General features: G+C 69.6%; 23 protein-coding genes and 2 pseudogenes. 10 read left to right on the forward strand and 15 right to left on the reverse strand.

Features of this window, described 5'->3' with window-relative positions; all coding sequences use genetic code 11:
- Positions 1 to 65: 65 nt before the first annotated feature.
- Entirely contained in the window at positions 66 to 1,250 is a 1,185-nt protein-coding gene (locus BG418_RS10060; protein ID WP_398998230.1) for a macrolide family glycosyltransferase, read from the reverse strand.
- A 220-nt stretch (positions 1,251 to 1,470) separates the two neighbouring features.
- The gene (locus tag BG418_RS10065; RefSeq protein WP_188273409.1) at positions 1,471 to 2,115 is read right to left on the reverse strand and encodes a CatB-related O-acetyltransferase; all 645 of its coding nucleotides are present in this window, start codon (positions 2,113 to 2,115) and stop codon (positions 1,471 to 1,473) included.
- Positions 2,116 to 2,332: 217 nt separating this feature from the next.
- On the opposite strand from BG418_RS10065, the gene BG418_RS10070 reads away from it, so the two are divergent.
- Positions 2,333 to 3,277 carry a VCBS repeat-containing protein gene (locus BG418_RS10070; protein ID WP_188273410.1) on the forward strand — a complete coding sequence of 315 codons (945 nt, stop codon included), beginning with the start codon at positions 2,333 to 2,335 and terminating at the stop codon, positions 3,275 to 3,277.
- A gap of 138 nt (positions 3,278 to 3,415) precedes the next feature.
- Positions 3,416 to 3,550: pseudogene (gene cutA / locus BG418_RS10075) on the forward strand (divalent cation tolerance protein CutA); the annotation flags it as partial.
- A gap of 45 nt (positions 3,551 to 3,595) precedes the next feature.
- Here the strand turns inward: cutA and BG418_RS10080 are convergent.
- Positions 3,596 to 4,348 (reverse strand): TioE family transcriptional regulator, encoded by a 753-nt coding sequence (locus BG418_RS10080; RefSeq protein WP_188273411.1) that lies wholly within the window; start codon positions 4,346 to 4,348, stop codon positions 3,596 to 3,598.
- Positions 4,349 to 4,416: 68 nt separating this feature from the next.
- On the opposite strand from BG418_RS10080, the gene BG418_RS10085 reads away from it, so the two are divergent.
- Complete coding sequence (locus tag BG418_RS10085) at positions 4,417 to 5,622, forward strand: erythromycin esterase family protein (protein ID WP_188273412.1); 1,206 nt, start codon at positions 4,417 to 4,419, stop codon at positions 5,620 to 5,622.
- A gap of 123 nt (positions 5,623 to 5,745) precedes the next feature.
- On the opposite strand, the gene BG418_RS10090 is transcribed toward BG418_RS10085, so the two are convergent.
- Both BG418_RS10090 and BG418_RS10095 read right to left on the reverse strand, forming a co-directional pair.
- Positions 5,746 to 6,246 carry a universal stress protein gene (locus tag BG418_RS10090; protein WP_188273413.1) on the reverse strand — a complete coding sequence of 167 codons (501 nt, stop codon included), beginning with the start codon at positions 6,244 to 6,246 and terminating at the stop codon, positions 5,746 to 5,748.
- 4 nt (positions 6,247 to 6,250) lie between these two features.
- The gene (locus BG418_RS10095; RefSeq protein ID WP_188273414.1) at positions 6,251 to 7,510 is read right to left on the reverse strand and encodes an SLC13 family permease; all 1,260 of its coding nucleotides are present in this window, start codon (positions 7,508 to 7,510) and stop codon (positions 6,251 to 6,253) included.
- A gap of 218 nt (positions 7,511 to 7,728) precedes the next feature.
- Here BG418_RS10095 and BG418_RS39755 point away from each other — a divergent pair.
- Positions 7,729 to 7,848: pseudogene (locus tag BG418_RS39755) on the forward strand (short-chain dehydrogenase); the annotation flags it as partial.
- Positions 7,849 to 7,894: 46 nt separating this feature from the next.
- On the opposite strand, the gene BG418_RS10100 reads toward BG418_RS39755, so the two are convergent.
- Positions 7,895 to 8,458, reverse strand: a complete 564-nt coding sequence (locus tag BG418_RS10100) for a dihydrofolate reductase family protein (RefSeq protein WP_188273415.1) — start codon at positions 8,456 to 8,458, stop codon at positions 7,895 to 7,897.
- A 298-nt stretch (positions 8,459 to 8,756) separates the two neighbouring features.
- On the opposite strand from BG418_RS10100, the gene BG418_RS10105 reads away from it, so the two are divergent.
- The 3 genes from BG418_RS10105 to BG418_RS10115 all read left to right on the forward strand — a co-directional run bounded on the left by BG418_RS10105 (position 8,757) and on the right by BG418_RS10115 (position 11,833).
- Complete coding sequence (locus BG418_RS10105; RefSeq protein ID WP_188273416.1) at positions 8,757 to 9,434, forward strand: RICIN domain-containing protein; 678 nt, start codon at positions 8,757 to 8,759, stop codon at positions 9,432 to 9,434.
- Between the two features lie 133 nt (positions 9,435 to 9,567).
- Positions 9,568 to 10,197 carry a dihydrofolate reductase family protein gene (locus tag BG418_RS10110; RefSeq protein WP_188273417.1) on the forward strand — a complete coding sequence of 210 codons (630 nt, stop codon included), beginning with the start codon at positions 9,568 to 9,570 and terminating at the stop codon, positions 10,195 to 10,197.
- Positions 10,198 to 10,342: 145 nt separating this feature from the next.
- Positions 10,343 to 11,833 carry a glycosyltransferase family 39 protein gene (locus tag BG418_RS10115; protein WP_317453589.1) on the forward strand — a complete coding sequence of 497 codons (1,491 nt, stop codon included), beginning with the start codon at positions 10,343 to 10,345 and terminating at the stop codon, positions 11,831 to 11,833.
- A 19-nt stretch (positions 11,834 to 11,852) separates the two neighbouring features.
- On the opposite strand, the gene BG418_RS10120 is transcribed toward BG418_RS10115, so the two are convergent.
- The 5 genes from BG418_RS10120 to BG418_RS10140 all read right to left on the reverse strand — a co-directional run bounded on the left by BG418_RS10120 (position 11,853) and on the right by BG418_RS10140 (position 17,375).
- Positions 11,853 to 13,484 (reverse strand): FAD-dependent oxidoreductase, encoded by a 1,632-nt coding sequence (locus BG418_RS10120; protein ID WP_398998238.1) that lies wholly within the window; start codon positions 13,482 to 13,484, stop codon positions 11,853 to 11,855.
- Between the two features lie 121 nt (positions 13,485 to 13,605).
- Positions 13,606 to 14,811 (reverse strand): permease, encoded by a 1,206-nt coding sequence (locus tag BG418_RS10125; protein WP_188273419.1) that lies wholly within the window; start codon positions 14,809 to 14,811, stop codon positions 13,606 to 13,608.
- A 121-nt stretch (positions 14,812 to 14,932) separates the two neighbouring features.
- Positions 14,933 to 15,859: a hypothetical protein gene (locus tag BG418_RS10130; RefSeq protein ID WP_188273420.1), complete on the reverse strand. Its 927-nt coding sequence runs from the start codon at positions 15,857 to 15,859 to the stop codon at positions 14,933 to 14,935.
- Between the two features lie 102 nt (positions 15,860 to 15,961).
- The gene (locus tag BG418_RS10135) at positions 15,962 to 16,393 is read right to left on the reverse strand and encodes a hypothetical protein (protein WP_188273421.1); all 432 of its coding nucleotides are present in this window, start codon (positions 16,391 to 16,393) and stop codon (positions 15,962 to 15,964) included.
- A gap of 100 nt (positions 16,394 to 16,493) precedes the next feature.
- Positions 16,494 to 17,375 (reverse strand): LysR family transcriptional regulator, encoded by an 882-nt coding sequence (locus BG418_RS10140; RefSeq protein WP_188273422.1) that lies wholly within the window; start codon positions 17,373 to 17,375, stop codon positions 16,494 to 16,496.
- A 205-nt stretch (positions 17,376 to 17,580) separates the two neighbouring features.
- On the opposite strand from BG418_RS10140, the gene BG418_RS10145 reads away from it, so the two are divergent.
- On the forward strand, positions 17,581 to 18,276 hold the full coding sequence (locus BG418_RS10145) for an SDR family NAD(P)-dependent oxidoreductase (protein WP_188273423.1): 696 nt from the start codon (positions 17,581 to 17,583) through the stop codon (positions 18,274 to 18,276).
- Between the two features lie 30 nt (positions 18,277 to 18,306).
- Here the strand turns inward: BG418_RS10145 and BG418_RS10150 are convergent, their stop codons facing one another.
- Positions 18,307 to 19,224, reverse strand: a complete 918-nt coding sequence (locus BG418_RS10150; protein ID WP_317453590.1) for a helix-turn-helix transcriptional regulator — start codon at positions 19,222 to 19,224, stop codon at positions 18,307 to 18,309.
- 103 nt (positions 19,225 to 19,327) lie between these two features.
- Between BG418_RS10150 and BG418_RS10155 the strand changes: the two genes are divergently transcribed.
- Positions 19,328 to 20,809, forward strand: a complete 1,482-nt coding sequence (locus BG418_RS10155) for an MFS transporter (RefSeq protein ID WP_188273424.1) — start codon at positions 19,328 to 19,330, stop codon at positions 20,807 to 20,809.
- Between the two features lie 15 nt (positions 20,810 to 20,824).
- On the opposite strand, the gene BG418_RS10160 is transcribed toward BG418_RS10155, so the two are convergent.
- From BG418_RS10160 to BG418_RS10170, 3 genes are all read right to left on the reverse strand, one after another.
- Entirely contained in the window at positions 20,825 to 21,829 is a 1,005-nt protein-coding gene (locus tag BG418_RS10160; protein ID WP_188273425.1) for a HEAT repeat domain-containing protein, read from the reverse strand.
- A 6-nt stretch (positions 21,830 to 21,835) separates the two neighbouring features.
- Positions 21,836 to 22,504, reverse strand: coding sequence for a HEAT repeat domain-containing protein (locus BG418_RS10165; protein WP_188273719.1), 669 nt, complete (start codon positions 22,502 to 22,504; stop codon positions 21,836 to 21,838).
- Between the two features lie 165 nt (positions 22,505 to 22,669).
- Entirely contained in the window at positions 22,670 to 24,505 is a 1,836-nt protein-coding gene (locus BG418_RS10170) for an endonuclease/exonuclease/phosphatase family protein (protein ID WP_317453591.1), read from the reverse strand.
- Between the two features lie 581 nt (positions 24,506 to 25,086).
- On the opposite strand from BG418_RS10170, the gene BG418_RS10175 reads away from it, so the two are divergent.
- On the forward strand, positions 25,087 to 25,479 hold the full coding sequence (locus BG418_RS10175; RefSeq protein ID WP_188273426.1) for a hypothetical protein: 393 nt from the start codon (positions 25,087 to 25,089) through the stop codon (positions 25,477 to 25,479).
- Positions 25,480 to 25,567 lie beyond the last annotated feature (88 nt).

A 25,567-nucleotide genomic window follows, 5' to 3' on the forward strand; every position in this document is an offset into this window, starting at 1 on the left:
GAGAAGAACGGGGTGGTGAGAGCAGCGCACTGCCTCACCACCCCGCCGATTGCGGCGTTTAAGCCTCAGGCCAGCATGTTCTCGATGAGCTCGGCGGCGCGCGAGGTGCCGCCTTCGGCCCGCACGTCGACGCGCAGCTGCGCCGAGCGCCGAGCGACCTCGGCGTCGGTGACCAGGTCGTTCAGGGCCGTCCGCAGGGTCTCGGCGGTGGCCTGCGCGGTGTCGATGCGGCGGGCCACGCCGAGTTCCACGAGCCGGTCGGCGTTCATGAACTGGTCGGCGGCCTGCGGCACGGCGATCATCGGGACGCCTGCCAGCAGTCCTTCGCTGCAGCCGCCCATGCCGGCGTGGGTGACGAAGGCGTCCGCCTGCGCCAGGATCGCCCGCTGCGGGACCCACGAGTGCACCTCGACGTTGGACGGTATGTCGCCGAGTTCCCGCAGGTCGGTGTACTTGCCGATCGTGAGTACGACGTGCCAGCCGGGCAGGTTGCCGTAGGCCGCCAGGCACTGGCGGTAGAACTCCGGTTGCCGGGTGAACGCCGACCCGAGGGAGATCAGCAGTACGTTCTCCGCGTCCGCCGGACGGGTCCAACCATCCCCTCCCGCAGGCATGTCGAAGCACGGCCCGACGAAGGTCACCGTGTCGGTGTCGACCTTGTCGGCGTGAGGCTGCATCGCCCGGGTGATCAGCGCGAGGGCCCGGGCGGGAGGGCCGCGGAAGTCGTCCACGTCGGTGGTCGAGGCCCCGCAGTCGGCGAGCCACTGGGCGAACTTCGCCTGGAAGGCGTCGGCGCCCGGCAGTTGGCGCAGGTAGGCCGCGACGTCCTGGGCGTAGCCGTCCCAGCCCACGAACGTCGGGGACAACTGCATGACGGGCCGCTCCTGCGATTCGGCGAGAGCGCGCGCGGCGTACGCGCCGATGTCGTACAGGTACAGGTCCGCCGGGTCGTGGTCGTAGGCGGCACGCAGCTGCGGAAGTGCCTGGACGGCGTCGTCGAGGAAGAGTCCCATCGCGGCGATGGGGTCGTCGGGCCAGTTGTTGTCGGCGACCGGCAGCACAGAGGTGCAGGGGACGAATTCGGCGCCGGTGGCCGTGATCAGATCGGCCACCGCCGGGTCGTTGGCGTACGTCACCCGATGGCCGCGGGCCACCAGCTCGCGGATGACCTCAAGGCTCGGCAGGACGTGACTGACGATGGGGATGCCGACCATCGCGATATGGGCACGGCGACGGAGCACGGAAGGCATGGAGGACACCGAGGATCAACTCACTTCAGGTCTACGGCGAAAGGGACACGGCAAGCCGACGCGTCGACCGCTCCGAATGGCTCGGTCGTCGGCGCGCACATGGGCATGCGGGAGGGAGGCCGGGGCACCTGCCCCGACGGTGTCAGCCGTAGATCTGAAGGAAGTGCATGGCCGCGACTCTAGCCAGCCCTACACGTGCGCGCACCTCGATTTCGGCCCTTCAGGCGTCTCCGGGCGCGGCGGCTTCGAGGTCGGTGATGCTGCCCGACATGATCGTCCGTACGTGCTCGGTGATGTGCTCCGCCGGCCAGTCCCACCAGGCCACGGCCAGCAGCCGGGCGATGTCCTGGTCGTCGTAGCGGGTGCGGATGAGGCGGGCCGGGTTGCCGCCGACGATCCCGTAGTCGGGCACGTCGCCGGTGACCACCGCGCCGGAGGCGATGATCGCGCCGTGTCCGATCCGTACACCGGGCATGACCGTCGTGCCGTGGCCGAACCAGACGTCGTTGCCGACGACGGTGTCCCCTCGGTTGGGCAGGCCGGTGAGCAGGTCGAAGTGCTCGGACCAGGAGCCGCCCATGGTGGGGAAGGGGAAGGTCGAGGGGCCGTCCATACGGTGGTTGGCGCCGTTCATGAGGAAACGTACGCCCGTCCCCAGCGCGCAGAACCTGCCGATGATCAGCTTCTCCGGCCCGTAGTGGTAGAGCACGTTGCGCGTCTCGAACGCGGTCGCGTCGTCCGGGTCGTCGTAGTAGGAGTACTCCCCGACCTCGATCAGCGGGGACTTCACCAGCGGCTTGAGCAGCACCACCCGCGGCTGCTCGGGCATCGGATGCAGGACCGTCGGGTCGGCAGGCACGGGCATGGCGCGTTCCTTCTGGGGTGCGTGTCGGTATCCGCTCCATGGTCGCGGCAACGCGCTCGCCGGAACATCGATTTTGCTCGGGACCGGGCCCATTCGCCGGCGCGAACACCCCGTGGGCCCTCTGTGAGATACCAGTGAAGTGTCTGTGTAAGGTGCGATATCTGCGGCGCGGTACAGACCAATCGCGCCCTTTCGCGACCAGCCGGGGGGCTAGTTCATGAAGTTCGTCCAGCGGCGTGCGTTCCAGCGCGCACTCGCCGCCGCCATCGCCACGGCGATGGCCACCACCGCCGGGACCGCGTTCGCCGCCGGGAACCCGGCCGACGCCAAGGAGCAGCGCGCCGAGGCCGAGGCCCAGCACCGGACGCACGGCCCCAAGGGTCTTGCCGCCCCGCGCGCCGCCGCGCAGGGCCGGGTGGAGACGCCCACGTTCGCCATGACCGCCGTCGACAAGCGGACCGGCAACCTGTACCTGTACTTCCCGAACCGTCAGGGTGGCTTCGACGCCCGCTACGACGTCGGGGTCGACTACAGCTTCGCCGCGTTCGAGGCCGACGTCGACAACGACAAGGACGGCCACAGCGAGAGCACCTGGCACATCGACAAGAACGGCCAGCTGACCTACACCTACCACACGTCGGAATTCGACCTGGGCAACAAGACCATCGGTGGGGGCTGGCAGATCTACGACAAGGTCCTCTCCCCCGGCAACCTCGCCGGTGCGGGTGAGGCCGACATCATCGCCCGCGACAAGGCGGGGGTGCTGTGGCTCTACCTGGGCTACTCCGACGGCCGGGTCACCGCCCGTACGAAGATCGGCGGTGGCTGGGGCCAGTACACCGAGATCGCGGGGCAGGGCGACCTGAACGGCGACGGGCTCACGGACATCGTCGCCCGCGACAAGGACGGCGTGCTCTGGCTGTACACCGGAACCGGAGACCGCAACGACCCGTTCAACCGGCGTACCAAGATCGGCGGCGGCTGGAACGCGTACAACCGGATCCTGTCGGTGGGCGACCTCGACGGCGACGGCCGCTCCGACCTCGTCGCCCGCGCCAACAACGGCGACCTGTACCGCTACTCCGGCAACGGTGACAGCAGCGACCCGTTCGACAACCGCGTCAAGATCGGCTGGGGCTACAACATCTACAACCTGCTCTGACCGGACAGGGGTGGCCCGCGGGGCGCCGACGGCCGGTCTGACCGGCCCGGTGCGCCCCGCGGGCACCGCGTTCCCAGAGCGCTCATACTGCCGGCTGGGTAACGTCGTCATAGACCCACTTGGGAGACGGATCGCGTCTCGGACCTGCAGGCCTGGGCCTCTCAAGAGCACAGTTACGAGGTCCCGGAGTGGATCACACTCCCGGTCACAGGGGGGTGCGAGGCGTATCTGGCGTGGGTGGTCGACCAGTCGACGCCGCAGGCTTCCGCGTAGCGCCGCGCGCTGCGAAATGCTCAAGCGGCTGGTGACTTCGACCGGTCAGGGTGACGTTTCCCGGTCGCTGCCGCGCTCGCAGAGGTACGTCTCCAACTCGGCGGCCCCGGACATCATCGCCCGCCCCCGGGCGGAGAGTCGGCCGCGCCAGTCGTCGAGTGCGGCCTCCAGCGGTTCCAGGCCGCCGGCCGCCCGTACCTGGGCGATCAGCGGGGCGATCTGCTCCAACAGGTAGCCGCCGCGCCTGAGTTGGTGGGCCAGTCGAGCGTCCCGTACGTCGACCTCGTCGTAGACGCGGTACCCGGTCCGCGGGTCGCGGCGCGGGCGCACCAGTCCCGCGTGCTCCCATTTGCGCAACGTCGCGGGCCGGATGCCGAGCTTCTCCGCCAGCGGCCCGATGAAAGTGCGCTCGGGCCCGGACCCGGTGTCGGGGTGGGGCGCCGCCTGACCCTCCAGGTCACTGAGCGCGCGCTCCACGGCCTGGAGGGTCCGGCGGTCGTCGAGGAGTTGGGCGTGGCTCTCGTCGATGAGACGGAACGCCTCATCCACCGCGTCCTGGTTCACCGCCCGCATGATCGACGTCGCCGTCGGGTGACCGTGGCCGGGCAGCAGCGCGAGGAACGCGCGCAGGGCCCGGGCGTGCAGCGGCGTATAGGTGCGGTAGCCGTGGGGTGTGCGACCGGCGGCCGGAAGGATGCCGGCCTCCTCGTAGTTCCTGACCGCCTGCGTGGACAGACCATGAACGCGCGCCAGATCAACCGGCCTCAGCCGCTCACCACTTTGAAGGTTTCGTCCCACGTTTTCGACAATAGCGGGGCGACAGCATGAAAAGTTTCAAGCGAAGGTTCAACGATACCGTTGAAGGTATGGCGACTGACATCAAAGACACCGCCCATTCCGTTGAGGCTGCCGCCGTCATGAGGCTGTTCCGGACCCGGCCGCGGTTGCTCGCCCTGGGTGAGCCCACCCACGGCGAGGACACGTTGCTCGAACTGCGCAACGAACTGTTCCGGCACCTTGTCGAGCAGGAGGGGTACCGGACCATCGCGATCGAGAGCGACTGCATGATGGGCCTGGTCGTGGACGACTACGTCACCTCGGGCACGGGCACCCTCGACGACGTCATGGAGCGCGGCTTCAGCCACGCGTGGTTCAACGCGTCCGCGCCCAATCGCGAGCTGGTGCGCTGGATGCGCGCGTACAACGAAGGCCGGCCCGCGTCCGAGCGGCTCCGCTTCGCCGGGTTCGACGGCCCGCTGGAGATGACCGAGGCCGCGAGCCCCCGACAGGCCCTCACCGCACTCCACGGCTACCTCTCGGCCCGGGTGGACGCGGACCTGCTCCCCTGCACCGCACAAACCCTCGACCGTCTGCTCGGCGCCGACGACCGGTGGACCAACCCCTCCGCGATGATGGACCCGGCCCAGTCCGTGGGGCAGTCGGCCGAGGCCGGTCAACTGCGGCTGCTCGCCGACGATCTGGTGGCGCTGCTCGACGAGCAGACGCCCCACCTGATCATGACGACTTCGCGGGACGACTGGCGTCGTGCGCGTCTGTACGGGCGCACCGCCACCGGCCTGCTGCGTTACCACCACTGGATGGCCGACACCTCACCGGCCCGTATGACGCGGCTGGTGGGCCTGCGGGGCCAGATGATGGCCGACAACCTCCTCGCCCTCGCCGAACGGGGCCCGGCGCTGGTCCACGCCCACAACGGCCATCTCCAGCGGCACAAGAGCACGATGCGGATGGGCGGGATGCCGCTGGAGTGGTGGAGCGCCGGCGCGATCGTGAGCGCCCACCTGGGCGAGGGGTTTGCCTTCCTGGCCACGGCCCTGGGCACGATCCGGCACCAGGGAGTGGACACACCACCGCCGGACACCGTCGAAGGCCTCCTGTACGCGCTCCCGGCGGACCACTGCGTCATCGACGCCCACCAGCTGGCCACCACCCTCGCCGACACAAGGCCCGCGCCCCGCGTATCTCCCTGGTTCGGCTACGCCCCGCTCGACCCGGCCCACCTGACGGACACCGACGGGATCGTGTTCGTCAAGGACGTCCCGCAGACATAGCGCTTGCGGTGGGGCAACCGGTGGCGCTCGGTGTGACCGGTCGATTCAACCGGCGGGACTCGCCGCCTGAGCCCGGGGTTGAGGACCATCGGAACGAAACCCGGCGCGAGGGCGTGTCCGGTGCTACCGGTGGTGGGGCGGGTGTGGTGGCGGGGTCGGGATGGTGGCGATGCCGGGTGCGGTCTCGGGCCAGACCAGCAGGAGGGGGCAGGGGGCGTGGTCGACGATGAAGCGGCTGGCGGGGCCGAGGCTGCGGGGTCCGAGGTGGGTGCGGTCGCCGTCGCGGGCGAGGATGAGCAGCTCGGCGCCTTCGGCGGCGGCGACGACTTCCCGCTCGATGCGGCCGGTGCGCTCGGTCCGGGTGCACTCGCGGCCCAGGCGCTGCGCGGCGTCGGTCAGGAGCCGGCCGGCGGAGGCGGCCGCCAGCTGTTCGACGCGGATGCCGGGGTCGCGTTCGGGGTGGCCGCGGCCGAGCAGCCCGGCGAACGCACCGTGCGCCGCGCCCGGGACGTCGGCCGGGGTGACATGGAGCAGGACGACGTCTGCGCCCTCGGGCACGTGGGCGCGGGCGGCGTCCACGCAGGCGGGCCAGGTGCCCTCGACGATCCAGACCACCACAGCCATCCGGTCAGCCTCCTCCGATCGCGGTCAGCGATACCCACAGTGCCAGTACCGCGGCGCCCAGGCTGGCCGGTACGGCATACAGGCCGAGCCGGGTGAACTCCTTCAGCTCCACCTCGGCGTCGTGCGCGTGCACGATGCGCCGCCACAGCAGGGTGGCCAGCGAACCGGCGTAGGTGAGGTTCGGCCCGATGTTCACCCCGAGCAGCACCGCGAGAACGGCGCCGGGCCCGGACGGGGCGGTCAGCGGCAGCAGCACCAGCACCGCGGGCAGGTTGTTGATCACGTTGGCCAGGACGGCGGCCAGCGCCGCGATGCCCAGCAGCGCGGCCAGGCCGGTGCCGCCGGGGATCAGGCGGCCCAGGGCCGTGTCGAGACCGTTGTCGACGACGGCGCGGACCACGATGCCCAGGGCCAGGACGAAGGCGAGGAACGGCACCGCACTCGCGCGCACGATGGCGGTGGGAGTGGTGCGGCGCTTGGCCAGGGCGCGGACGGCGAGGACGGCGGCGCCCGCGAGCGCCGCCCAGGCGGGATCGATGCCGAGCGCGGAGGTGAGGACGAACCCGGCCAGCGTGCACGCCACGGCGGCCAGGGCGAACACCGGCATCTCGCGCGGCTCCGCGGTGGCCGGCGCGGAGGCGCCGGCGTCCAGGTCGGTGGCGAAGAACCGGAGGAAGACGACGTACTCGACGCCGATGGCCACCAGCCAGGGCAGCACCATCAGGGCGGCGAAGCGGGTGAAGCTCAGCCCGCTCGCGGCGAACGCCAGCAGGTTGGTCAGGTTGGAGACCGGCAGCAGCACGGAGGCGGTGTTCGACAGGTGCGTGCAGGCGTACACGTGCGGCCGGGACCGGGCCCCGAGCCGGGCGGCGGTGGCGAACACCACCGGGGTCAGCAGCACGATGGTGGCGTCCAGGCTGAGCACCGCGGTGATCACCGAGGCAAGGGCGAACACCTGCACCAGCAGGCGGCGCGGCCGTCCCGCCGCGGTGCGCGCCATCCACGCCCCACACGCGTGGAACAGTCCCTCGTCGTCGCAGAGCTGGGCCAGGACCAGCACGGCCGCCAGGAACCCGATCACCGGACCCAGCCGGGCGGCCTCGTCGGCGGCGTGGTCGAGTGAGATCGCCCCGGTGGCGATGACGAGGCCGGCGGCCGGGACGGCGACGACGGCCTCCGGCCAGCCGAACGGGCGGATGACCGCGCACGCCAGCACGACCACAAGAAGAACGGCGGAGAGTGCCTCCGCCAGCGCAGTGTTCACCGCGCTATCTTCTCCGACCGGGCCGTTCGCGACCGGGGCCGGTCGGCCGGGGAATCGCCGCGGTCTCCTCGGCTTCGCCCGGCGCCCGGTACAGGGAGGCGGCAGCGGGAAGCTCAGCCCGTCGCCTGCCCTGACCAACGAACCTGCCGGTGACCCGTGTTGGAGTCACCTCCTGCCGACTCCCTGGTGGTCAACGGTCTTGGTGCGGTGTCCGGGGCCCCCGGGCCGGCGGTGACCCGGCCGAGGTTGCTCAGGGCGCACTCCGCCTGGCCCTGCTGCCGGACGACGGCCCCACCGGTGGTTTCTTATCCTGGGACGGAACGCCCGTGCCCTGGTGATGGCGAGACCTCGTTGATGGGCGGCGTCACTCCGCGATGAGTCGGGCTAGCGCGCCACGCGGTAGCGGAGGTGGACGACTTTCGAGCTGAACGTGCGGGTCTCCACGAGTTCGAGATCCACCCGGCGCTCATGCCGGGGAAAGTACGGAATGCCGCCGCCGACCAGCACCGGGTAGACCCTGGGCCGGTACTCGTCGATCAGGCCCAACGCGGCCGCCTCGGCGGCGAGGGTCGCGCCGCCGATCGCGATGTCGCCCTCCCCCGGCTCGGCTCGCAACCGCTCGATCTCCCGCGCCAGGCCGCCGGAGGCCAGGCGGGCGTTGCCCTGCACCGCCGACAGCGTGGTGGAGAACACCACCTTGGGAAGCGGCTTCCAGATCGCGGCCCACTCAAGCATCGAGTCGTCGAGCGATGGATCCTGGTCGGCGGTCTCCCAGTACAGCATCGTCTCGTACAGCCGACGTCCCATCAGATGGACGCCGACCTCTCGGATCTCGTCGGTGGCGAAGCGGAAGATCTCCTCGTCGGGCGCCGTCCAGTTGAAGCCGCCGTCCGGCCCGACGATGTAGCCGTCGAGTGAGATACCCATCGAATAGGTCACGCTGCGCATCGAAAGTCCTCCTTGCTTACGGGTTCGACAGTACGACCGCCAAACGCCGCAGGACTCATCTCGGCTCGCCGGATCCGAAGTTCCACACCAGGAAGCCCATCCACCCCGAGCCGAAGGACGCGCCGCCGAACACACTGGGTGCCCGTCTCGGGGCAACCGGATGACACGTCGCCGGTTCGCGTCGCATGCGAACAATACGTCCCCGTCACCTTCCCCCCACACTCGACACGAACTCGATCAAACGTGCGATCGAGCGCGCCTGAGCAGGGCCACTGCTCCCTCGGGAAGGAACCCACGCGTGTTCAAGAGAATCGCGCTGCTGGCCGCAGCGCTCGGGCTGCTCGCCGTACCGATCACAGGGACGGCGTACGCGCAACCCGCCAGTCCGGGACAGACGTCCGTGGCGGCCGCCGCTCCGCTCACGGCCCATCCCCCGGTGTCCCCGGCCGCAGTCACCGCACTGAAGGGCATGACCCCGGTGGCCCCGGCGGACCTCGCCAAGTTGCTAGCCAAGGCTTCCGGTTCCGCCATGGCACCCACGCTGCGGACCGACGGCGTCTACGACCACATCACCAACTACAACAGCAACCAGTGTCTGGCCGTGCCCGGCGGGAGCACCGCCCAGGGCACCGGGCTCATCCAGTGGCCGTGCGGCAATTGGCGCGACCACTTCTGGTCCGTGCAGTACCAGTTCACGTCCGGCGGCTTCTACTGGTACCACGTCGTGAACCTCAACAGCGGGCAGTGCCTGGCCGTGCCCGGCGGCAGCACGGCGCAGGGCACCCAGGTCATCCAGTGGCCGTGCGGCAAGTGGGCCGACCACTACTGGGCGTTCGCCACGGACAGGGCCGGCGTCACACACATCGCCAACGGCAACAGCGGACAGTGCCTGGCCATACCCGGCGGCAGCACGGCACAGGGCACCAAGGTCATCCAGTGGCCGTGCGGCCAGTGGAACGACCACTACTGGTACTGATCAGCCCCACCTACGACCTTCGGGCCCGCGCCCGAAGGCCGTCAATGCGGCGAGTGCGCGCGATGAGTTTTCGCCGACCCGGGAGTCACCCCATGTACAGGCGCATTCCGCTTCGTACGTGAAAGGCAGAGCCATGGGCAAACTCATCGTTACCGCGTTCGTCACCCTGGACGGTGTCATGCAGGCCCCTGGCGGGCCGGGTGAGGACGTCGACGCGGGCTTCGAGCACGGCGGCTGGCTGGTGCCGTACGCCGACGACGACTTCGGGAGCCTCATGACGAGGATCTTCGAGGAGACCGCCGACCATCTCCTGCTCGGCCGCAGGACGTACGACCTCTTCGCGTCCTACTGGCCGCTGGTCACCGACGAGAACAACCCCATCGCCGTGAAGCTCAACGCGATGCCCAAGTACGTCGCCTCGCGCACCCCGCGCACACTGGAGTGGCACAACTCCCATCTGCTGGAGGGCGAGGCCGCGGAGTCGATCGCCCGGCTCAAGGGGGAGCTCGGCGGCGTGATCATGACGCAGGGCAGCAGCGACCTCATCAGCACCCTCCAGCAGCACGATCTCGTCGATGAGTACCGACTGCTCGTCAGCCCCGTGATCCTCGGCACCGGCAAACGGCTCTTCAGCGGGGGCGCCACCCCGGTGGCCTGGACGCTCACCGAATCCCGTGCCACCGGCTCGGGCATGCAGTACTGCGCGTACGAACGGGCAGGGAAGCCCGAGTACGGATCCTTCGCGCTGGAAGAGCAGGAGTGAGGAGGCCCCACGCGGAGCCTGGCATCCCAGTTGCCCTCCCCACTGGGCGATCTGCGACAGCCGCCTTGGCCGCGCCGGTCGTGACTGCCAGACTGCGCCGGTGAACATTCGGGGGGATGGGCGGGTCGGTCCGCAACAACCGTTCGTGTTGAGGCCGTTCGCGTTACAGCCGGTCGCGTTGGTGGCGGCTGTTCTCGCCGCGGTATTGGTCGCGCTGTCCGGGCGGTACGGCTTTCATCGCGACGAGCTCTACTTCCTGCTCGCAGGCCGCCATCCGGCCTGGGGCTACGTCGACGAACCGCCGCTGACACCATTGCTCGCCCGGGCCGGTAGCGCCGTCTTCGGCGCGAGCCCGACGGGTCTGCGGGTCGTCCCGGCGCTGCTCTCCGCATGCTCCGTGGTGCTGACCGCCCTGCTGGCCCGGGAGCTGGGGGCCGGCCGTGGCGGGCAGATCTTCGCAGCCGGGTGCTGCGCCTGCTCCGGGTACGTCCTGGCCATCGGCCACTTGCTGTCCACCAGCACCCTCGATCTGACCGCCGAGCTGGGCGTCCTGCTCCTGACGCTGCGGCTGCTGCGGACCCGGGACGGCCGCTGGTGGCCGGCCCTGGGCGTGGCGGTCGGGGTGACGCTGCTGAACAAGCAGCTCGTCCTGTCCTTGCTCCTCGCCCTGCTGCTGGGTCTGCTGCTGGACCGCCCCTGGCGTGAACTCGCGCGGCGTCCCCGGCCCGGCAGCGCACGGCTGCTGCTCGGACCGCTGCTCGCACTGTTCCTCGCGCTCCTCATCACCGCACCCACACTCTGGTGGCAGGCCACGCACGGCTGGCCCGAGCTGAAGGTGGCCCGGGTTCTCAGCCACATCAGCGGCGTGTCGGGACGGCTGCTCTTCCTGCCGCTCCAACTGCTCCAGTTCTCCCCGGTCCTCGTTCCCGTCGCGATCGTGGGCCTGCGGGGGCTGCTGCGCGATGACGAGCTCCGCTGGGCCCGGCCGCTGGCGCTCGCCTACCCGGTGCTCTGCGTCCTGGTGCTCATCGGCGGCGGCAAACCGTACTACCCGCTCCCGCTGCTGCTCGCCGTGACGGCGGCCGGCTGCGAACCCGTCGTCCGCCGTGCGCGCCGGTCCTGGCGAACCCTCACACCCCTGCTTCTCCTCGCGGCGGCCACCAGCGCACTGGCCGCCCTGCCCGTACTGCCGGTCCCGGCGGTCGCCGTCACCAACGCCGTCGACATCGACCAGGGCGAGCAGGTCGGCTGGCCCCGATTCACCCGTACCATCGCGACCGCCTGGACCGCGATCCCCGCAGCACAGCGCACCCACGCCGTCCTGCTCACCTCGAACTACGGCGAGGCAGGCGCGCTCGCCCGCTACGGACCCGCCTACGGGCTTCCCACCGTGTACTCCGGTCACATGAGCCTGTACGACTGGGGCCCACCCCCGGACAGTCACGACGGCCCCGTCCTGCTGGTGGAGCAGGCCAACGGCCACCAACTGGAACAGCACTTCACCAACTGCCGCACCGTGGGCCGGATCGACAACGGCCACGGCATCAGCAACGAGGAGCAGCACGCGAAGGTCGTGCTGTGCGATGGCGCCCACCAGCGGTGGTCCGCGCTCTGGCCGTCATTGCGCCAATACTGACCCGCCGTCATCCATGCGGTCAGGCGGGCGGCCGGATCGACAGTGCGTGGTGGAAGACGTCGCGTGGGTCCCAACGGGCCTTGATCTGTTGGAGGCGTGGGTAGTTGTCCTTGTAGTAGAGGGTGTGCCAGGGGACGCCGGAGGTGTTCCACGTGGGGTCGGCGAGGTCGGTGTCGGGGTAGTTGATGTATGAGCCGTCACTCACCGCGCCGGGTACGGGGACGCCACCCGTGTCGGCGTACACATCGCGGTAGAAGTTACGGACCCAGGCGAGGTTGGTGGCGTCGGCGGACTCGGCGGACCAGATCGTCTGGTAGACGGCCTTCATGATCACGTCGCGTTGGGCGACGGCGGTGGCGTTGGACGGTACGGCGCCGACTTGGCCGCCGTATCCGACGAGGAGCATGCCACCGCCCGGCGTGCCCGTACTGTTGGTCAAGTTCCGGTAGATGGCCGCGAGTTGTGCGCCGGTGAACGAGCGACGCAGATAGCCTGCCTTGATCTTGTAGCGGCGGGTGCCGACGTTGCCGGGCTCGCCGGTGCCCGGCCAGGTGGTCGGGTGCAGCCAGGGCATCGTCAACGGGGTCACCTTGCCCGCCAGACCCGTATCCGCCGTCACCGCTTTCACGAAATCGGTGACCATCCCCGCGGCGTTGGGGATGTCCGCGTCGATCTGAACGGTCATCAGGAAGCCGCCCGCGCTGTGGTGGGTCGGGATGAGGATCGCGTACAGACCGGCGTACGGCGAGTCGGGCGCGCTATGACGTTCATGCCAGGTTCCGAAGTTGTGCAGCAGCCTGGTGAACGCCCGCTGGGTCATCTGCTCGTCCCAGGCCCAGTTGACCAGGACCGCGAGTTGTTCGCGCGGTGCGGACGGCAGGAGCTTGGACGGGTCACTTCCGCTCGCCCCGGGTGAACGCAGCCAGTACCGGGTGACCACCCCGAAGTTCCCGCCGCCCGCGCCCGTGTGCGCCCAGAACAGGTCGCGGTGCGGGTCGTCCGGCTCCCGCGTCGCCACCACGGCGCGGGCGGTGCCCTCCCGGTCGACCACCACCACCTCCACGCCGTACAGGTGGTCCACCACCGATCCGTACCGGCGCGACAGCGGTCCGTACCCGCCACCGGCGAAGTGCCCGCCCGCGCCCACCTCCGGGCAGCCGCCCGCGGGGATGGTCACGCCCCAGCCCTTGAACAGTGTGCGGTAGACGTGCCCGAGCGTGGCTCCCGGCTGCACCGAGAACGCGCCGCGCGCCGCGTCGTAACCGACCGCGTCCATGGGTGACAGGTCCAGCAGCATCCGCACGGCCAGGTCGGCGGTGAAGTTCTCGAAGCAGTGCCCGCCACTGCGGACCGCGACGGTGCGTCCGGACCGTACGGCATCCGTCACCGCGCGCACCACCTGCTGGGTCGAACCGACGACACGGATCTCGTCCGGCCGCCCCACGAAGCGGAAGTTGTTGCCGCGCAGGAGGCTGTCATACCGGGTGTCGCCCGGCCGGACCGTCACCGGCCCGAACCCCGTCCCCTCCTCCGTCACCTCCCCGGTATCCGCCGAAGCCGACGGGCCGACGAAACTCGCGGCCGCAGCCACCGCCCCCGCCGCCAGCAGCCCACGCCGACTGGGCAGGTCGAGGTTCGATCTGTTCAACACGACCTCCTGGATTGGTGACGCCCGACAACTCCCCATCACTGCACAGTCCTTGACGGTCCATCATGACCCAGCTCGCGTCCTGACCCAACCCGCAGGGATACGGCGAATAGAGGGCCACCCCTCAGCGGTCGTGACCGCCGGACGTGTCCCCGGCTGGGTGTCCACGGGTCGCGTGATCTGTGTGGTCGTGGCCGGGGTCGGGGGCGCCTCCCATCATGCGGAGCATGGACGGCCCGCCGGTGCGCCAGAAGCGCACCAGGAGCGCGGCGGCCAGGACAAGGAAGGCGATGTTGAGCCAGGTGGTGTAGTTCCAGCTCACACCCTCCATCGGAACCTTCGCGTCGGCCTGGTCGGGGATCAGACCGAGGCCGCCGAAGGTGAACTCGACGATGTACCCGGCGACGACCATCGCCACGTAGAAGGTGCCGAGCAGGAAGGCGGCGGTCCTGGCGCCGTAGTACTTCCGGTAGATGTTGAGGATCGGCAGGATCAGCAGGTCGGCGAAGATGAAGGCGACCACACCGCCGAAGCTGATGCCGCCCTTCCAGAGCACCACCGCCAGCGGCACGTTGCCGATGGAGCACACGAAGGAGGCCATCGCCACCAGCGGGCCGACGATCGGGCCCCACAGCTTGGCGGCGAGGGGGTGGCCGTCGAAGAAGAAGGTGCGCCAGAAGGAGTCGGGAACCCAGGCGGCGATGGCGCCCGCGATGAGCAGGCCGACGATCAGGTCGCGTACGATCGCCGCCCACTCCATGACGAAGACGTGGCTGGTGGCGGTGAAGCCGTCGCGCGAGAACAGGCGCCGGACGAAGGAACCCTCGCCGTGAACGGACATGTCCATCGCGGCGTGCCCCTCCATCGACCCGGCCAGGCCCCGTTCGGCCTGCTCGCGGGCGGCCCGCAGGAGTCCGTCGCGCAGGAAGAGCCGGAACAGTACCGCCAACAGGACGATCATGATGGGGCCGCCGACGAATTCGGCGGCGGTGAACTGCCAGCCCATCAACAGGGCCAGGATCACGCCGAGTTCGACGACCAGGTTGGTGGAGGCGATCTCGAAGGCCATCGCGGCGGTGAAGTTCGCGCCCTTGCGGAACAGCGAGCGGGCCAGCGCCACGGCCGCGTACGAGCAGGACGAGGACGCCGCGCCCAGTCCGGCGGCGACGGCCAGGGTGCGGGGCCGGTCATCGCCCAGGAGCGAGACCACGGTGGATTTACGGACGACGGCCTGAACGACGGCGGACAGGGCGAAGCCCAGAATCAGGGCCCAGGTGATCTCCCAGGTCATGGATCCGGTGATCGACAGTGCGTGCAGTACGGCGTGCATCTGTGAAGCCTTCCCGGCGAAGGTGAGGCGCGCGGCCGACGGACACGCCGTCTTTCGGGTACGGGTCCGTCCGGCCCGGAATTGCGGGGCGCCGCCGTTGCGGGCGGCGCCCCGCCGGGGATCAGCCGACGCGCAGCGTCAGGGCGGCGGTGTGGAGCTTGCCGCCGGTCCGGAACTGCAGGAACAGCCGCCAGTTTCCTGCGGTGGGCAGTTCGGCGTGGAAGGACAGGTCCGGACCGCCGTTGTCGCCGGTCACCTTGGTGGTCGGGTGCAGATGGGCGAACGCGGCGTCGCCTTCGTGGAAGGCGGTCAGGTGCGCGTACGTGTCCAGGTACGGCTGGAGGTCGGTGACGGGCTTGCCGTCCTTGGCGATCGACACGGTCAGCGGGTGCGCCATGCCCGCCATGAGTTCGCCCTTGACGGTGACGGTGTACCCGTCGACCTCCGTGCTGGTGGCCGGTGCGGGCAGCGGGGTCTTCGCGGCGTCGCCGGGCACCGTGACGGTGCGCGAGAGCACGAAGTCCTTGCCCTTCGCGGTGCCCGTGTTCGGAGTGAAGGAGGTGAACATGCGCCACGAGCCCGGGGCCAGGGCGGACAGGTCCGCGCTCCAGGTGCCGTCGGCGGCCATGGTCGGGTGGAGGTGCTGGAAGCCGGTCAGGTCGGAGCGGACGGCGTAGAAGTGCATCCGCTTGGTCTGGTCGACGGCGAAGTCGGTGACCGCCTTGCCGTCCGGGCCGGTCACCGTGAAGCGGTACGGGGCCTGCTTGCCGCCCGGCAGCGTGGTGTCCTTCGAGGTGAGGCGGTAGCCGTCCTTACTGTCGGACAGGCCGTTGCCGGACGCCATGTGATCCATGCCGGGCATGTCGCCCATCGACGGCGACCCGCTGGGCGAGGACGACGCGGAGGACTTGCTGCCGTGGTCCATGCCCGGCATGGACGACGAGTCACTGGAGGAGCCGCAGGCGGCCAGCGTCAGCGCGAGTGAGGCTGCGGCAGCTGCCATGGCGATCGCGCGGCGGCGCGCGGTGAAACGGGAAGCGGAGAACATGGCTGGGGTCTTTCCGGTGAGCGCACCACACCGGTGGCGCGCGGAGACAGTGAGGGCACGTCTGCCGGTCCCGGCCGATGACCGGGGTCCGACGTGCGCCTGTCACGTCCGCGCGATGCACACCCGCAGCAGATGATCCCTTCCGCCGGTCGGTGGCCCGCGCCGCCGACTTCCACTGCCTGCCCGCAGCCGGGCCAGCACCCACGCGATCAACAAGGTGATGGCGGCTACGGCCATGAGACCCGGCGCAGGCAGGGAGATCCGCTCCTGCGCTGGGGTCGATACGCAGAGCGCGCCGTGCATCGCCATGCCTTCGGCGGCCTGGACGGTCGGCCCCGGACGATGCGTGGCCAGTACGTGGGCCATCGGGGAGGCGTCATGGCCGGTGGCCATCGGCGCCGGGGCGGTCATGGAGCCGTGGCAGCCCTCGGCGGCACTCGCCGGGGCGCCATGCATGAGAAACAGCCCGAACAGCACCGCGCACACCGCCAGCAGCCGGGCAATGCCCCGCCCGCTCGCCGGTCCGCTGCGCACGTCCCGTCCCCTTTCGTCGCCAATGCCCTGGGCGCATCGCCAGCGCCCGTCACACACTATACCCAGGGAGGGTATCTCTCGCTTCGCGTGCGGCTCTCGGTCAGTCCGCGGACAACGCGGGCACCACGCTCGCGGCCCCCGGCTCCTCCTCGCTCGGCGAATCGCCATCGCCGGAGTCCCGGCGCAGCACAGCGGTGGCGATGTCCAGGAAGTCCGCTGCGGGGCCGGAGCAGTTGGTCTCGGGTACTGCCAGGCAGGTCTCGACGGGCAGGCCGTCGGTGACCGTCAGGTAGACGAGGTCGGGGCGGGAGTACGAGTGCGCGATGCTGGCAGGGATGAGCGCGATCCCTTGGCCGGAGGCGATGAGCTCGAACTTCTCATCCAGCGAGAACGTCCGCCGTGCCCTGACATCGAGGATCGGCTCGCCGTCGAGGTCGGCCGAGGTGAGGGCGCTGCGGCCGGCCAGCGGATGCGCCACCGGCAGGCACGCGACTTTGGTCTCATGACCGATGGGGACGGTGCGCAGCCCCGAGTCGTCGAAGGGGCGTCGGAGGTATCCCACGTGCGCGCGACCGTCACGGAGCGGCGCGTCCCGTTCCGACCAGGGCAGCGGAAGGACATCGATCTCGACGTTCGGATTGCTCACCGTGAACTCCCGGATCGCGTCCGACACGTGCAGGCCGGACGAGAAGGCTACGACCAGCCGCTGCTCGCCCCGCCGGGCCTCGTGCACGCGCCGCAGCGCCACGTCCACCACCGTGGTGATTCTTGACGCCTCGTCATACAGCTTCTTCCCCGCAGCGGTCAGCTCGACGCTGCGCGTGGACCGCGTGAACAGCGGGCACCCCAGCTCCTGTTCGAACGCGCGGATCTGCCGGCTGAGGACCGGCTGAGCGATGAACAGCGCCTGAGCCGCCCGGCCGAAGTGCCGGTGCTCGGCCACCGCGACGAAGTAGCGGAGCTTTCGCAGATCCAGATCCATGCCGTAACGGTATCAATGCGTTCCGAAGGGTATTGGACGCCCGGGCGGCCCACTCGGAGACTTGCATCACCGGCTCGCACGTTGACGCCGAGGCTCCCCAACCACACCACCAGACAGCCGTGTTGCTCTTCGATGCAACCTTCCACCGACGGCCATGAACGACGCTTCACCACAGTCCTGACGCCCTGACCATGCAAGGAATCACATGAACGACACCCGCAGGACCGCCCTCATCATCGGGGCCTCACGGACCCTGGGCCTCGGGCTCGCCGCCGAATACCTCCGGCGCGGCTGGGACGTCATCGGCACCGTCCGAGGCAGCCACCGCACCGGCCTCCACGACCTGGCCGACACATCCGAAGGGCGGCTGACCGTCGAGTCGCTGGAGATGACCGACCCGGAGCAGATCTCCGCACTGCGCGACCGCCTGGCAGGGCGCACTCTCGACCTGCTCTTCGTCAACGCCGCCATCACACGCGGCGACATCCCGATCGGCGACGTCCCGACGGACATGTTCACCGAAGTCATGATCACCAACGCACTCAGCCCGATGCGCGTCGTGGAGTCCCTTCGCCCACTGGTCGCGCCGACCGGGACCATCGGCGTCATGTCCTCCGACCAGGGAAGCATCACCCTGAACACCGAAGGCGGGCAGGACCTGTACCGAGCCAGCAAATCTGCGCTGAACCAGTTCATGCGCGGCTACGCCGCCCGCCACGCCGAGGACACCCGGACGCTGCTGCTCATGGACCCGGGCTGGGTCCGCACCGAACTCGGCGGACCCCACGCAGAGCTCAGCGTGGAGGAGAGCATTCCCGGGGTGGCGGAAACCATCGAACGCCACCGGGGGAAGCCCGGCCTCCAGTTCCTCGATTACCAGGGACACGTCGTGCCCTGGTAGGCCAAGGCCCCGCTACGCGGCGGCGAGCCCTCAGTGCGTGACCCCGTCACGGCGGCCCGTACGTATGCCTTGCCGCAACATCTCCGCCGCCCCCATCTCCCGGTACCTTCGCACCAGTTCAGTCAGCAGCCGCTGCGTCTCGTCTCCGTCCGGCGTATGGATCCACATCTTGGTACCGGGCTCGGCGGCCATCGTGAACCCGTTCGTGATCACGTTCAGCACCTCGCCGTCCACGGTCCAGAACGACTTGCGCCGGGTGTCCGACGCGGCGACCTCGTGTCTCGCCCACATGTCGGCGAAACGCGGACTCGCCTCGGAGAGCCCGCGTACGAACTCCGCCCAGTGCGCATCCCGCAGCCGACGGCCCGACTCCGCCCGCAGCTGGGCCACCATGAACGCGGTCTCCTGCTCCCACTCGACCAGCGGTTGCCGATGCTCCTCGACGGTGAACAGGTGCCACAGGACGTTCCGTTCCGAGGGCGGCAGCAGCACGATCGCCGGGTCGAGCGCCGCGTACGCGTCGTTGAAGGCGAGCACGTCGTAGCGGGCGGACACGACGCTCGCCGGGAACGGGGTCAGCGCGTCCAGAATCGTCTGGATCTCGGGCGGCTGCGGATGTCCCGCCGATGCGGCCGGTGGCACGCTCGGGACATCCGCCAGCCGGTAGAGATGGTCGCGCTCGGTCCGGTCCAGCTTCAGGGTGCGGGCGATCGCGTCGAGCACCTGCACACTCGGGTTGATCCGGCGCCCCTGTTCCAACCAGGTGTACCAGGCGACCCCGATCCCGGAGAGCTGCGCGACCTCCTCCCGGCGGAGCCCCGGCGTACGGCGCCGGATGCCGGGCGATATACCCACGTCCTCCGGGGTGATGCGCTCGCGGCGGACTCTGAGGAAAGCGCCCAGTTCGAGGCGGCGCCGGGCCTCGCCGACGTGGTTTTCAGACTTCACCGCCCCAGTGTGCAGGACGCTGCCGCAGCGGAGCCGGATACCGTCAGTACCGGGATGACTGGATGCCTGGTACCCCCAGGTGAGTATCAGGATCATCGCCGCCATGAGTGAGACGACACAGACCCGGGCTGTCATGGCTCCACCCGGAACCGGCACACCGGCAGCCTCCGGCACCGCCGCACAAGACCGTCGGAACAACCGCATGCTCGGCGTCATGCTGGGCGCGGTCTTCATGGCCCTGCTCGACTCGACGATCGTCAATGTCGCGGCCCCGACCATCCGTACCGACCTCGGCACCACAGGGTCGGCGCTCCAACTGATCGTCTCCGGCTACACCATCGCGTACGCGACGCTCCTCGTGACGGGTGCCCGGCTCGGTGCGCGCAACGGCTTCCGGGCCATGTTCCTGTCCGGCCTCATCACCTTCACCGCGGCCTCGCTCGCCTGCGGCATCGCGCCAAACGCGCCGACCCTGATCGGCGCCCGCGCAGTGCAGGGCGTCGGCGCGGCGGCGATGATGCCGCAGATCTACAGCCTGATCCAGCTCAGGTTCCAAGGGGCCGCGCGCGCCCGGGCGTTGAGCCTGTACGCGGCGACCATCGGCCTGGGCGTGGTCGTCGGCCAGGTCGCGGGCGGACTGCTGGTCAGCGCCGATCTGTTCGGCAGCGGCTGGCGTCCGGTGTTCCTGGTCAATGTGCCGGTCGGCGCGGTACTGGTGATCGCCGGGCTGCGACTGCTCCCCCAGGACAAGCCCGCCCACCCCAAGGGCCTGGACATCGCCGGCCTGCTCACCCTGACGGCGGCACTGCTGCTGCTCGTCGTGCCGCTGGTGATGGGCCGTGAGCAGAACTGGCCGCTGTGGATGCGGATTTCCCTTGTCGCATCCGTCCCCATGCTGATCGTCTTCGCTCTCGTCGAGCGTACGGTCGAGCGCCGTGGCGGTGCGCCACTGGTGCCGGGCCGCGTCCTCAAGACGCCCGGTCTGGTCTCGGGTGCGACCGCGATGTTCTTTGCGATGGCCGGTTACGCGGGATTCCTCTTCTCCTTCTCGCAGCACATGCAGTCGGGGCTGGGCGAGTCCGCGACCCGTACCGGCCTCACCTTCGCGCCGCTCGCCGTCGGTGTCGCGACCGGCAGCCTCACCTGGCAGAAGGTGCCCGGACGCCTGCATAGGACGTTGATCGCCACCGCGTGCGTGGTCGCGGCCGTCGGCTACCTCGGCATCGGCTTCACCATGCGCTCGGGCGGCCACGGCGGCTTCGCCCTGCCGGTACTGCAACTGGTGGTCGGCACCGGCATGGGCTTCATCACCAGCCCGCTGCTGACCGTGTCACTGGCCAGGGTCGCCCCGGCCGACGCGGCCGACGCCAGTGGCGTGCTGACCACCTCGGCCCAGATCGCCCAGGTGCTCGGCATCGCGGTCTACGGCAGCGTCTATCTGAGCACCGCCGACCACCACACACCGAACGCGTCGGCACACGCCATCTTCGTCACGGCGATGCTCATCGTCATCGGGGCCCTGGCCAGCGCTCTCGCGGCGCTGAAGCTGCCGCGCAAACAGATGCCGCAACCCTCTCGGCGGTGACCGGCAACCCAGCCGTCATCGTGCGTCGCGTATCCCGAGAACGTATGTCGCAGTCAGCGCAACGGCACGGTCTTCGTCCTGGGACAGCTCTGCGAGCGCACGTGACGCGGTGGTTCCCGGGATATCCGCGAGTGCCTGCGTCAGGCGTCGACGTGCGGACGGTTCAAGGGGGTTGTGGGCGAGGCAGTCGACGAGACCGGTGGCGATCCGGTCCGCCGACGCGGGACAACTCGCCAACGCGCTCAGCGCATCGGCCGCATCGGCGTCGTGCGTCGCCTCGACGATCATGTCCATGAGCGTCGGGACCGCGTCGGCCACTCCACGTGCGCCGAGCGCCAGAGCCGCATATCTGCGGACCACGATGTCGGGGTTCGCGAGGGCGTCCCGCAGCAGTGCGGTCGCCTCGCCGTTCGGCATCTCGGCGATGGACTGGACGGCACGTTTGCGCACCTCGGCCACCGGCGAGCCGAGGCCCTGCGCCAGCAGCGCCAAGACGTCGTCACCTGATTGCGCCAGCGCCCACCGAAGGGCTCCGGCGACGTTCGGGTCCGTCTCGCTCAACACCGCCTCGACCAGGGCTTCCACAGGTACAGGGACCTCTTGAACCGAGGACAAGGCCGCACGCTGACGCTTCGCGGCGCTCTCCGATCCCAACGCCTGGAGGAGCGCGACAATTTGGAGGACGTCCTCCCAGCCGTCGGGTTCCGCGGCCCCGATCCGACGGAGTCGTGTGAGCAGCGCCGTCTCAGCCGCGATGCGTTCTCGCGTCTGGCGGATGAGGTCGTCGACGAGCTCCGAGGGCGTGAAGCCGGGATCGTCCAGCGCGTACCCGACTTCACGCAGCGACAGCCCCAATGACCGCAGGCTCTCGATGTGGAAGATCCGCCGAATGTCGTCGCCGGAGTACTCCCGATAACCACCCACGGTACGACCCGTCGGTCGCACCAGGCCGAGCGAGTCGTAATGCCTGAGCATGCGGGCGCTGACCCCGGACCGTCGTGCCACGTCACCGATCAACACTGCCCCTCACCCCTCCTGGCCGGTCGTGCCGAGGGCCATGATGCGCTTCGCCTCCTCGATCGCGAACTCGAACCCGGCCTCCGGGTCGCGCAACAGCCGTCCCGTGGCGATCCCGTGCGTACGCACGCGAGGGTCGAGATCCGTCACCGCAGTGCGCAGAGTCGGCAGAATCACCTCACCGAGCGCGATCAGCGCCCGGCTGAGGCTCAACTGCGTCTCACGCTCGCCGCGCCCGAGCTGCGCCGCCAACACACCTGCCAACTCGGCCTCTTCGCCTTCGGGCACGAGCACGACAGCTGCCCGCCAGGCGCTCCGGGCCACCTCGTCGTCGGCGTCGGACAGCAGCTCCCGCGTGATCGCCGGCCACGCCCGCCGATCCCCGATCTTGGACAGCGTGTGCAACGCCTGGCTCCGCGCCTGCGCACGCTCCGAGCGGAGTTCATCGATGAGCTTGGGAACCGCCATTGCTGCTGGGTGGCGGGTGAGTGCCCACGTCAGCATTTCCCGCACATGGAACTCGGGCTCGATCGCGCATCGTTCGATGAGCTTGTCGATATACGCCGGGTCAGGGGCGGTGCCGACCGCCAGCGCAGCCCGCAGCCGTACTGACGAATCGGCGCCCTCCAGTCCCTCAAGAACTCGCAACGTATCGGTGTCCTGTGTCGGCATGGCCATCGGGACCACCTCCTCGGCCACAGTGAAAACCTTGTCACTGTGTCAAGGTCAAGCAGGGCCACACAGCCCCTTGCTTCGAGGGCTTCCAGGACCGCTCCCCTCTGCCCGCCAGGGAGCCCGGGCCGACCGTACGTCGGCCCGGGCGCCCCGGTGGGACTCACAGGTTCAGGGGTTCACCACGCTCCAGCGCTCGGCCTCGATGTCGTTGCACGAGGCGAGCCTGGCGTTGCCGCTCACGCCTGACGGGCCCAGCAGGCACAGGTGGTTGGCCTCGTTGCGGTAGCGGACGGTGCCGTCCGCGTAGGTCTCGGCCAGCCAGCGCTGACCGGCCGCGTCGACGCCACGCGCCTCGTCACACGCCTGCAGCATGGCATCCGTGAGCTCGGTGGCGTGCTCGTCCCGGGAGCCCAGGCACCGGTTGTCGCCGTCCAGGCTCTTGATGCGCACCAGGTTGTCGGCGGAGTCGATCCGCTGGATGTCCCAGCCGTAGTCCTGCCGCTCGTAGGCCAGCCAGTAGATCCACCACCATCCGGGCGGAGTGGGCCGGGTGTAGACCGGGGTGCCGGGCACCGAGCCGGACCGCCGCAGGCGGCCGCCGAACGCCAGGTTCTCCAGGCGTACGTTGCCGGCGGTCGTCGGCCAGTCCTTGGGCAGCGAGGCGGAGGTCTCCCACCACCGCTGGGCGGGGTCCTCCGAGCACGGTTTCACCGTCACCTCCTTGTTGGACGGGGTCAGGCACATCCCGGGGAAGGCCACGTTCTGCCAGCGCTGCGGCCCGCCGCTGTCACCGTTCCACGCCGGGTCGTCCTCAAGGTGGCTGATCGTCCACTGCGACCGCGGATCGGCACAGTCACCAGCGACGACCTGCGAGGACGTGTCCCGGCGGGTACCCGTCGGGGCGGCCATGCAGTGTTTCGTGACGCCGTTCCGCACGTAGTGGGTCTGGGATTCGCCGTCGGTGTACATGCGCCAGATGTCTCTGCCGTCGTTACCGGGACTGGCGACCGCCATCGTGCCGTTCGGGTTCTCCCGCACCGAATCGCCGTTGGACAGGGTCACCCTGGTGGCGTAGGCGCGTGACGGGCCGGTGGGCGCGACAGGCGGTGGTGTCCGCGAGAAGGTCACGGACACGTGGTCGGATCCGGCACCGTTCGAGCGGTGCGCGGTGAAGCCGCCGGGCAGGCCGCTCGTGACCGCGTAATCCAGCTCGCTCGGGCCGCTTGTGCCGATGAACGTCGGCTGCTCGGTGCGCAGCAGGGCCTCGCCGGGGCGCAGGTGCAGCGACTGGCGGGCCTGCTGGTTGTCGCGGTTGAGGATGTTCACGTTGTAGTCGCCGGCCAGGACCCAGTTCCGGCCGCGCTGGTCGCGCCTGGCCATGAAGTTGCGGACCTGGTCGAGCAGTCCGGGCCTGCCCTGGCGTCCGGTCACGTCCTCGCCGCGGGCGTGCGTGTTCCAGTACCAGGTGTTCCCGAACCGCAGACCGAGCAACGGGCGGGCCCGGTAACGGTTGTTGGGGGCGTTCGGGTTCGGGTCGTAATAGGGGTTCTCCAGGACGCGGACCTCATGGGCCTGGGTGTCGGTGACCGTCGCCAGGTTCATCTGGCCGCCGTCCCACGTGTCCTCGTTCGTCGCGCCGATCCTGCGGGGGTCGGTCTGCAGGAAGTACACGAAGCGGTTGGTGTGGTTCGGACCGCCCGCCCACTGCGAGAGCGTGTAGTTACTCGGTTGGGGGTTGCGGCTCGGAACGATCCGTATCTCCCGGTAATTGGTCCGGTGCTCGTCCACCGCCGTAGGCGGCCCGCTGCCGGCTTCCTGCAGCATCACCACCGGGTAGCTCGCGACCAGAGATCGGATCTCCGAAGTCCACCGCGAACCGTTGTCCGCGCCGTGCATGTTGTAAGTGGCGAACGGCGACGTGCCGTCACGTTCCACCGCCTGCGCGGGCGCAGCGGTCAACGGAACGGCCAGCAGGGTCGCCGCCGCGCTCATGACGGCGACCACGGTGGTGATCCACCGCCCTGACCGTCGTCGCGTTCTCGTGGTCCCTAAAGTCTGCGGATGGTTGTCTCTACGTAAATTCAACGATCAAACCTCTCCCATTGCCCCCGCGCCGGGTGGCGCGGGGGGACTGCCCAGCCCGCCGACTGCCCGTGGCGGTCTGTCAGTCAGAGGAGACGGAAGATCGACCTCACGCGGTTCAGAGCCCCATCGGTATCCGGCCTCCCTCCCGCGCCCCGCGTCCCATGCCGGTTGTCACGCAGCCGGCCAGCACGAATGGAACGGCGAAGTCCGTACATGCGCTCGGATCGGCCACTCGACGCCACGCCCCCGGACCGTCCCGACGAAACGCCTCGACCTGGCGATACGCAACGTCGAGCCGAACTCCCAAAAACCGAGCCGACGTTGTCCTTATTCGGGGTCTTGACGAATCGATGCCCCTCCACCGCTGGCCCATTCCGTCCGAAGTCGTCCAAGACGGGCCGAAACCCTGGTGGGACACCCCGGGAACCGGCAAGGCTCATGCCCGAACCACATGTGCCTCCGGCGCACGGCTGGAGGAAGTGACGGGGAGGGGAAACAGCATGAGGATCGGCAAGCGGATCGCGTCCGGCGCGACGGCGCTCGCCCTGGCCGGGGCGGGCGTGATCGGCCTGGGAGCAGGCTCGGCGAGCGCCAACTCGTCGATCTGCACGGGCTATCGCACCACTTACGGGGCTATCGTCCGCTTCTGCGTGTACGCCTCCGGCACCGGTGCGGAGATGGACTGGAACATCGACACCTCACTCGCGTCGACGGACGAGCGGATGTACTTCAATCTCACCTCCAGCTGCTACGGCACCAATGACACCGTGAACGACTTCCAGCAGCGCAGCGGCAGGCTGATCGTGTCGTGCACCCCACCGTTCAAGGGCTCGTCGTACTCGACCGAGTCCGGGCGGCTGACCGGCAGCGCTTCCACACCCTGGATCTACTAGTACTGCAACGGTGTCTGCCGTGACGGGTGGGCAGTTTCGGGTGGTGTGTGGCCGCGTCGCTCGCAGTGGCTGATGCGGGCCTGGAACT

The sequence above is a fragment of the Streptomyces sp. CBMA152 genome (genome assembly GCF_014596475.1).
Taxonomy (GTDB): Bacteria; Actinomycetota; Actinomycetes; order Streptomycetales; family Streptomycetaceae; genus Streptomyces.

Bases quoted from the DNA above. Each gene is read 5' to 3' on its own strand.
- BG418_RS10060 (WP_398998230.1), bottom strand. From the start codon at position 1,250: ATGCCTTCCGTGCTCCGTCGCCGTGCCCATATCGCGATGGTCGGCATC.
- BG418_RS10175 (WP_188273426.1), top strand. From the start codon at position 25,087: ATGAGGATCGGCAAGCGGATCGCGTCCGGCGCGACGGCGCTCGCCCTG.
- BG418_RS10145 (WP_188273423.1), top strand. From the start codon at position 17,581: ATGAACGACACCCGCAGGACCGCCCTCATCATCGGGGCCTCACGGACC.
- BG418_RS10090 (WP_188273413.1), bottom strand. From the start codon at position 6,246: ATGGCTGTGGTGGTCTGGATCGTCGAGGGCACCTGGCCCGCCTGCGTG.
- BG418_RS10065 (WP_188273409.1), bottom strand. From the start codon at position 2,115: ATGCCCGTGCCTGCCGACCCGACGGTCCTGCATCCGATGCCCGAGCAG.
- BG418_RS10070 (WP_188273410.1), top strand. From the start codon at position 2,333: ATGAAGTTCGTCCAGCGGCGTGCGTTCCAGCGCGCACTCGCCGCCGCC.
- BG418_RS10130 (WP_188273420.1), bottom strand. From the start codon at position 15,859: ATGTTCTCCGCTTCCCGTTTCACCGCGCGCCGCCGCGCGATCGCCATG.
- BG418_RS10125 (WP_188273419.1), bottom strand. From the start codon at position 14,811: ATGCACGCCGTACTGCACGCACTGTCGATCACCGGATCCATGACCTGG.
- BG418_RS10085 (WP_188273412.1), top strand. From the start codon at position 4,417: ATGGCGACTGACATCAAAGACACCGCCCATTCCGTTGAGGCTGCCGCC.
- BG418_RS10110 (WP_188273417.1), top strand. From the start codon at position 9,568: ATGGGCAAACTCATCGTTACCGCGTTCGTCACCCTGGACGGTGTCATG.
- BG418_RS10165 (WP_188273719.1), bottom strand. From the start codon at position 22,504: ATGGCCATGCCGACACAGGACACCGATACGTTGCGAGTTCTTGAGGGA.
- BG418_RS10155 (WP_188273424.1), top strand. From the start codon at position 19,328: ATGAGTGAGACGACACAGACCCGGGCTGTCATGGCTCCACCCGGAACC.
- BG418_RS10140 (WP_188273422.1), bottom strand. From the start codon at position 17,375: ATGGATCTGGATCTGCGAAAGCTCCGCTACTTCGTCGCGGTGGCCGAG.
- BG418_RS10100 (WP_188273415.1), bottom strand. From the start codon at position 8,458: ATGCGCAGCGTGACCTATTCGATGGGTATCTCACTCGACGGCTACATC.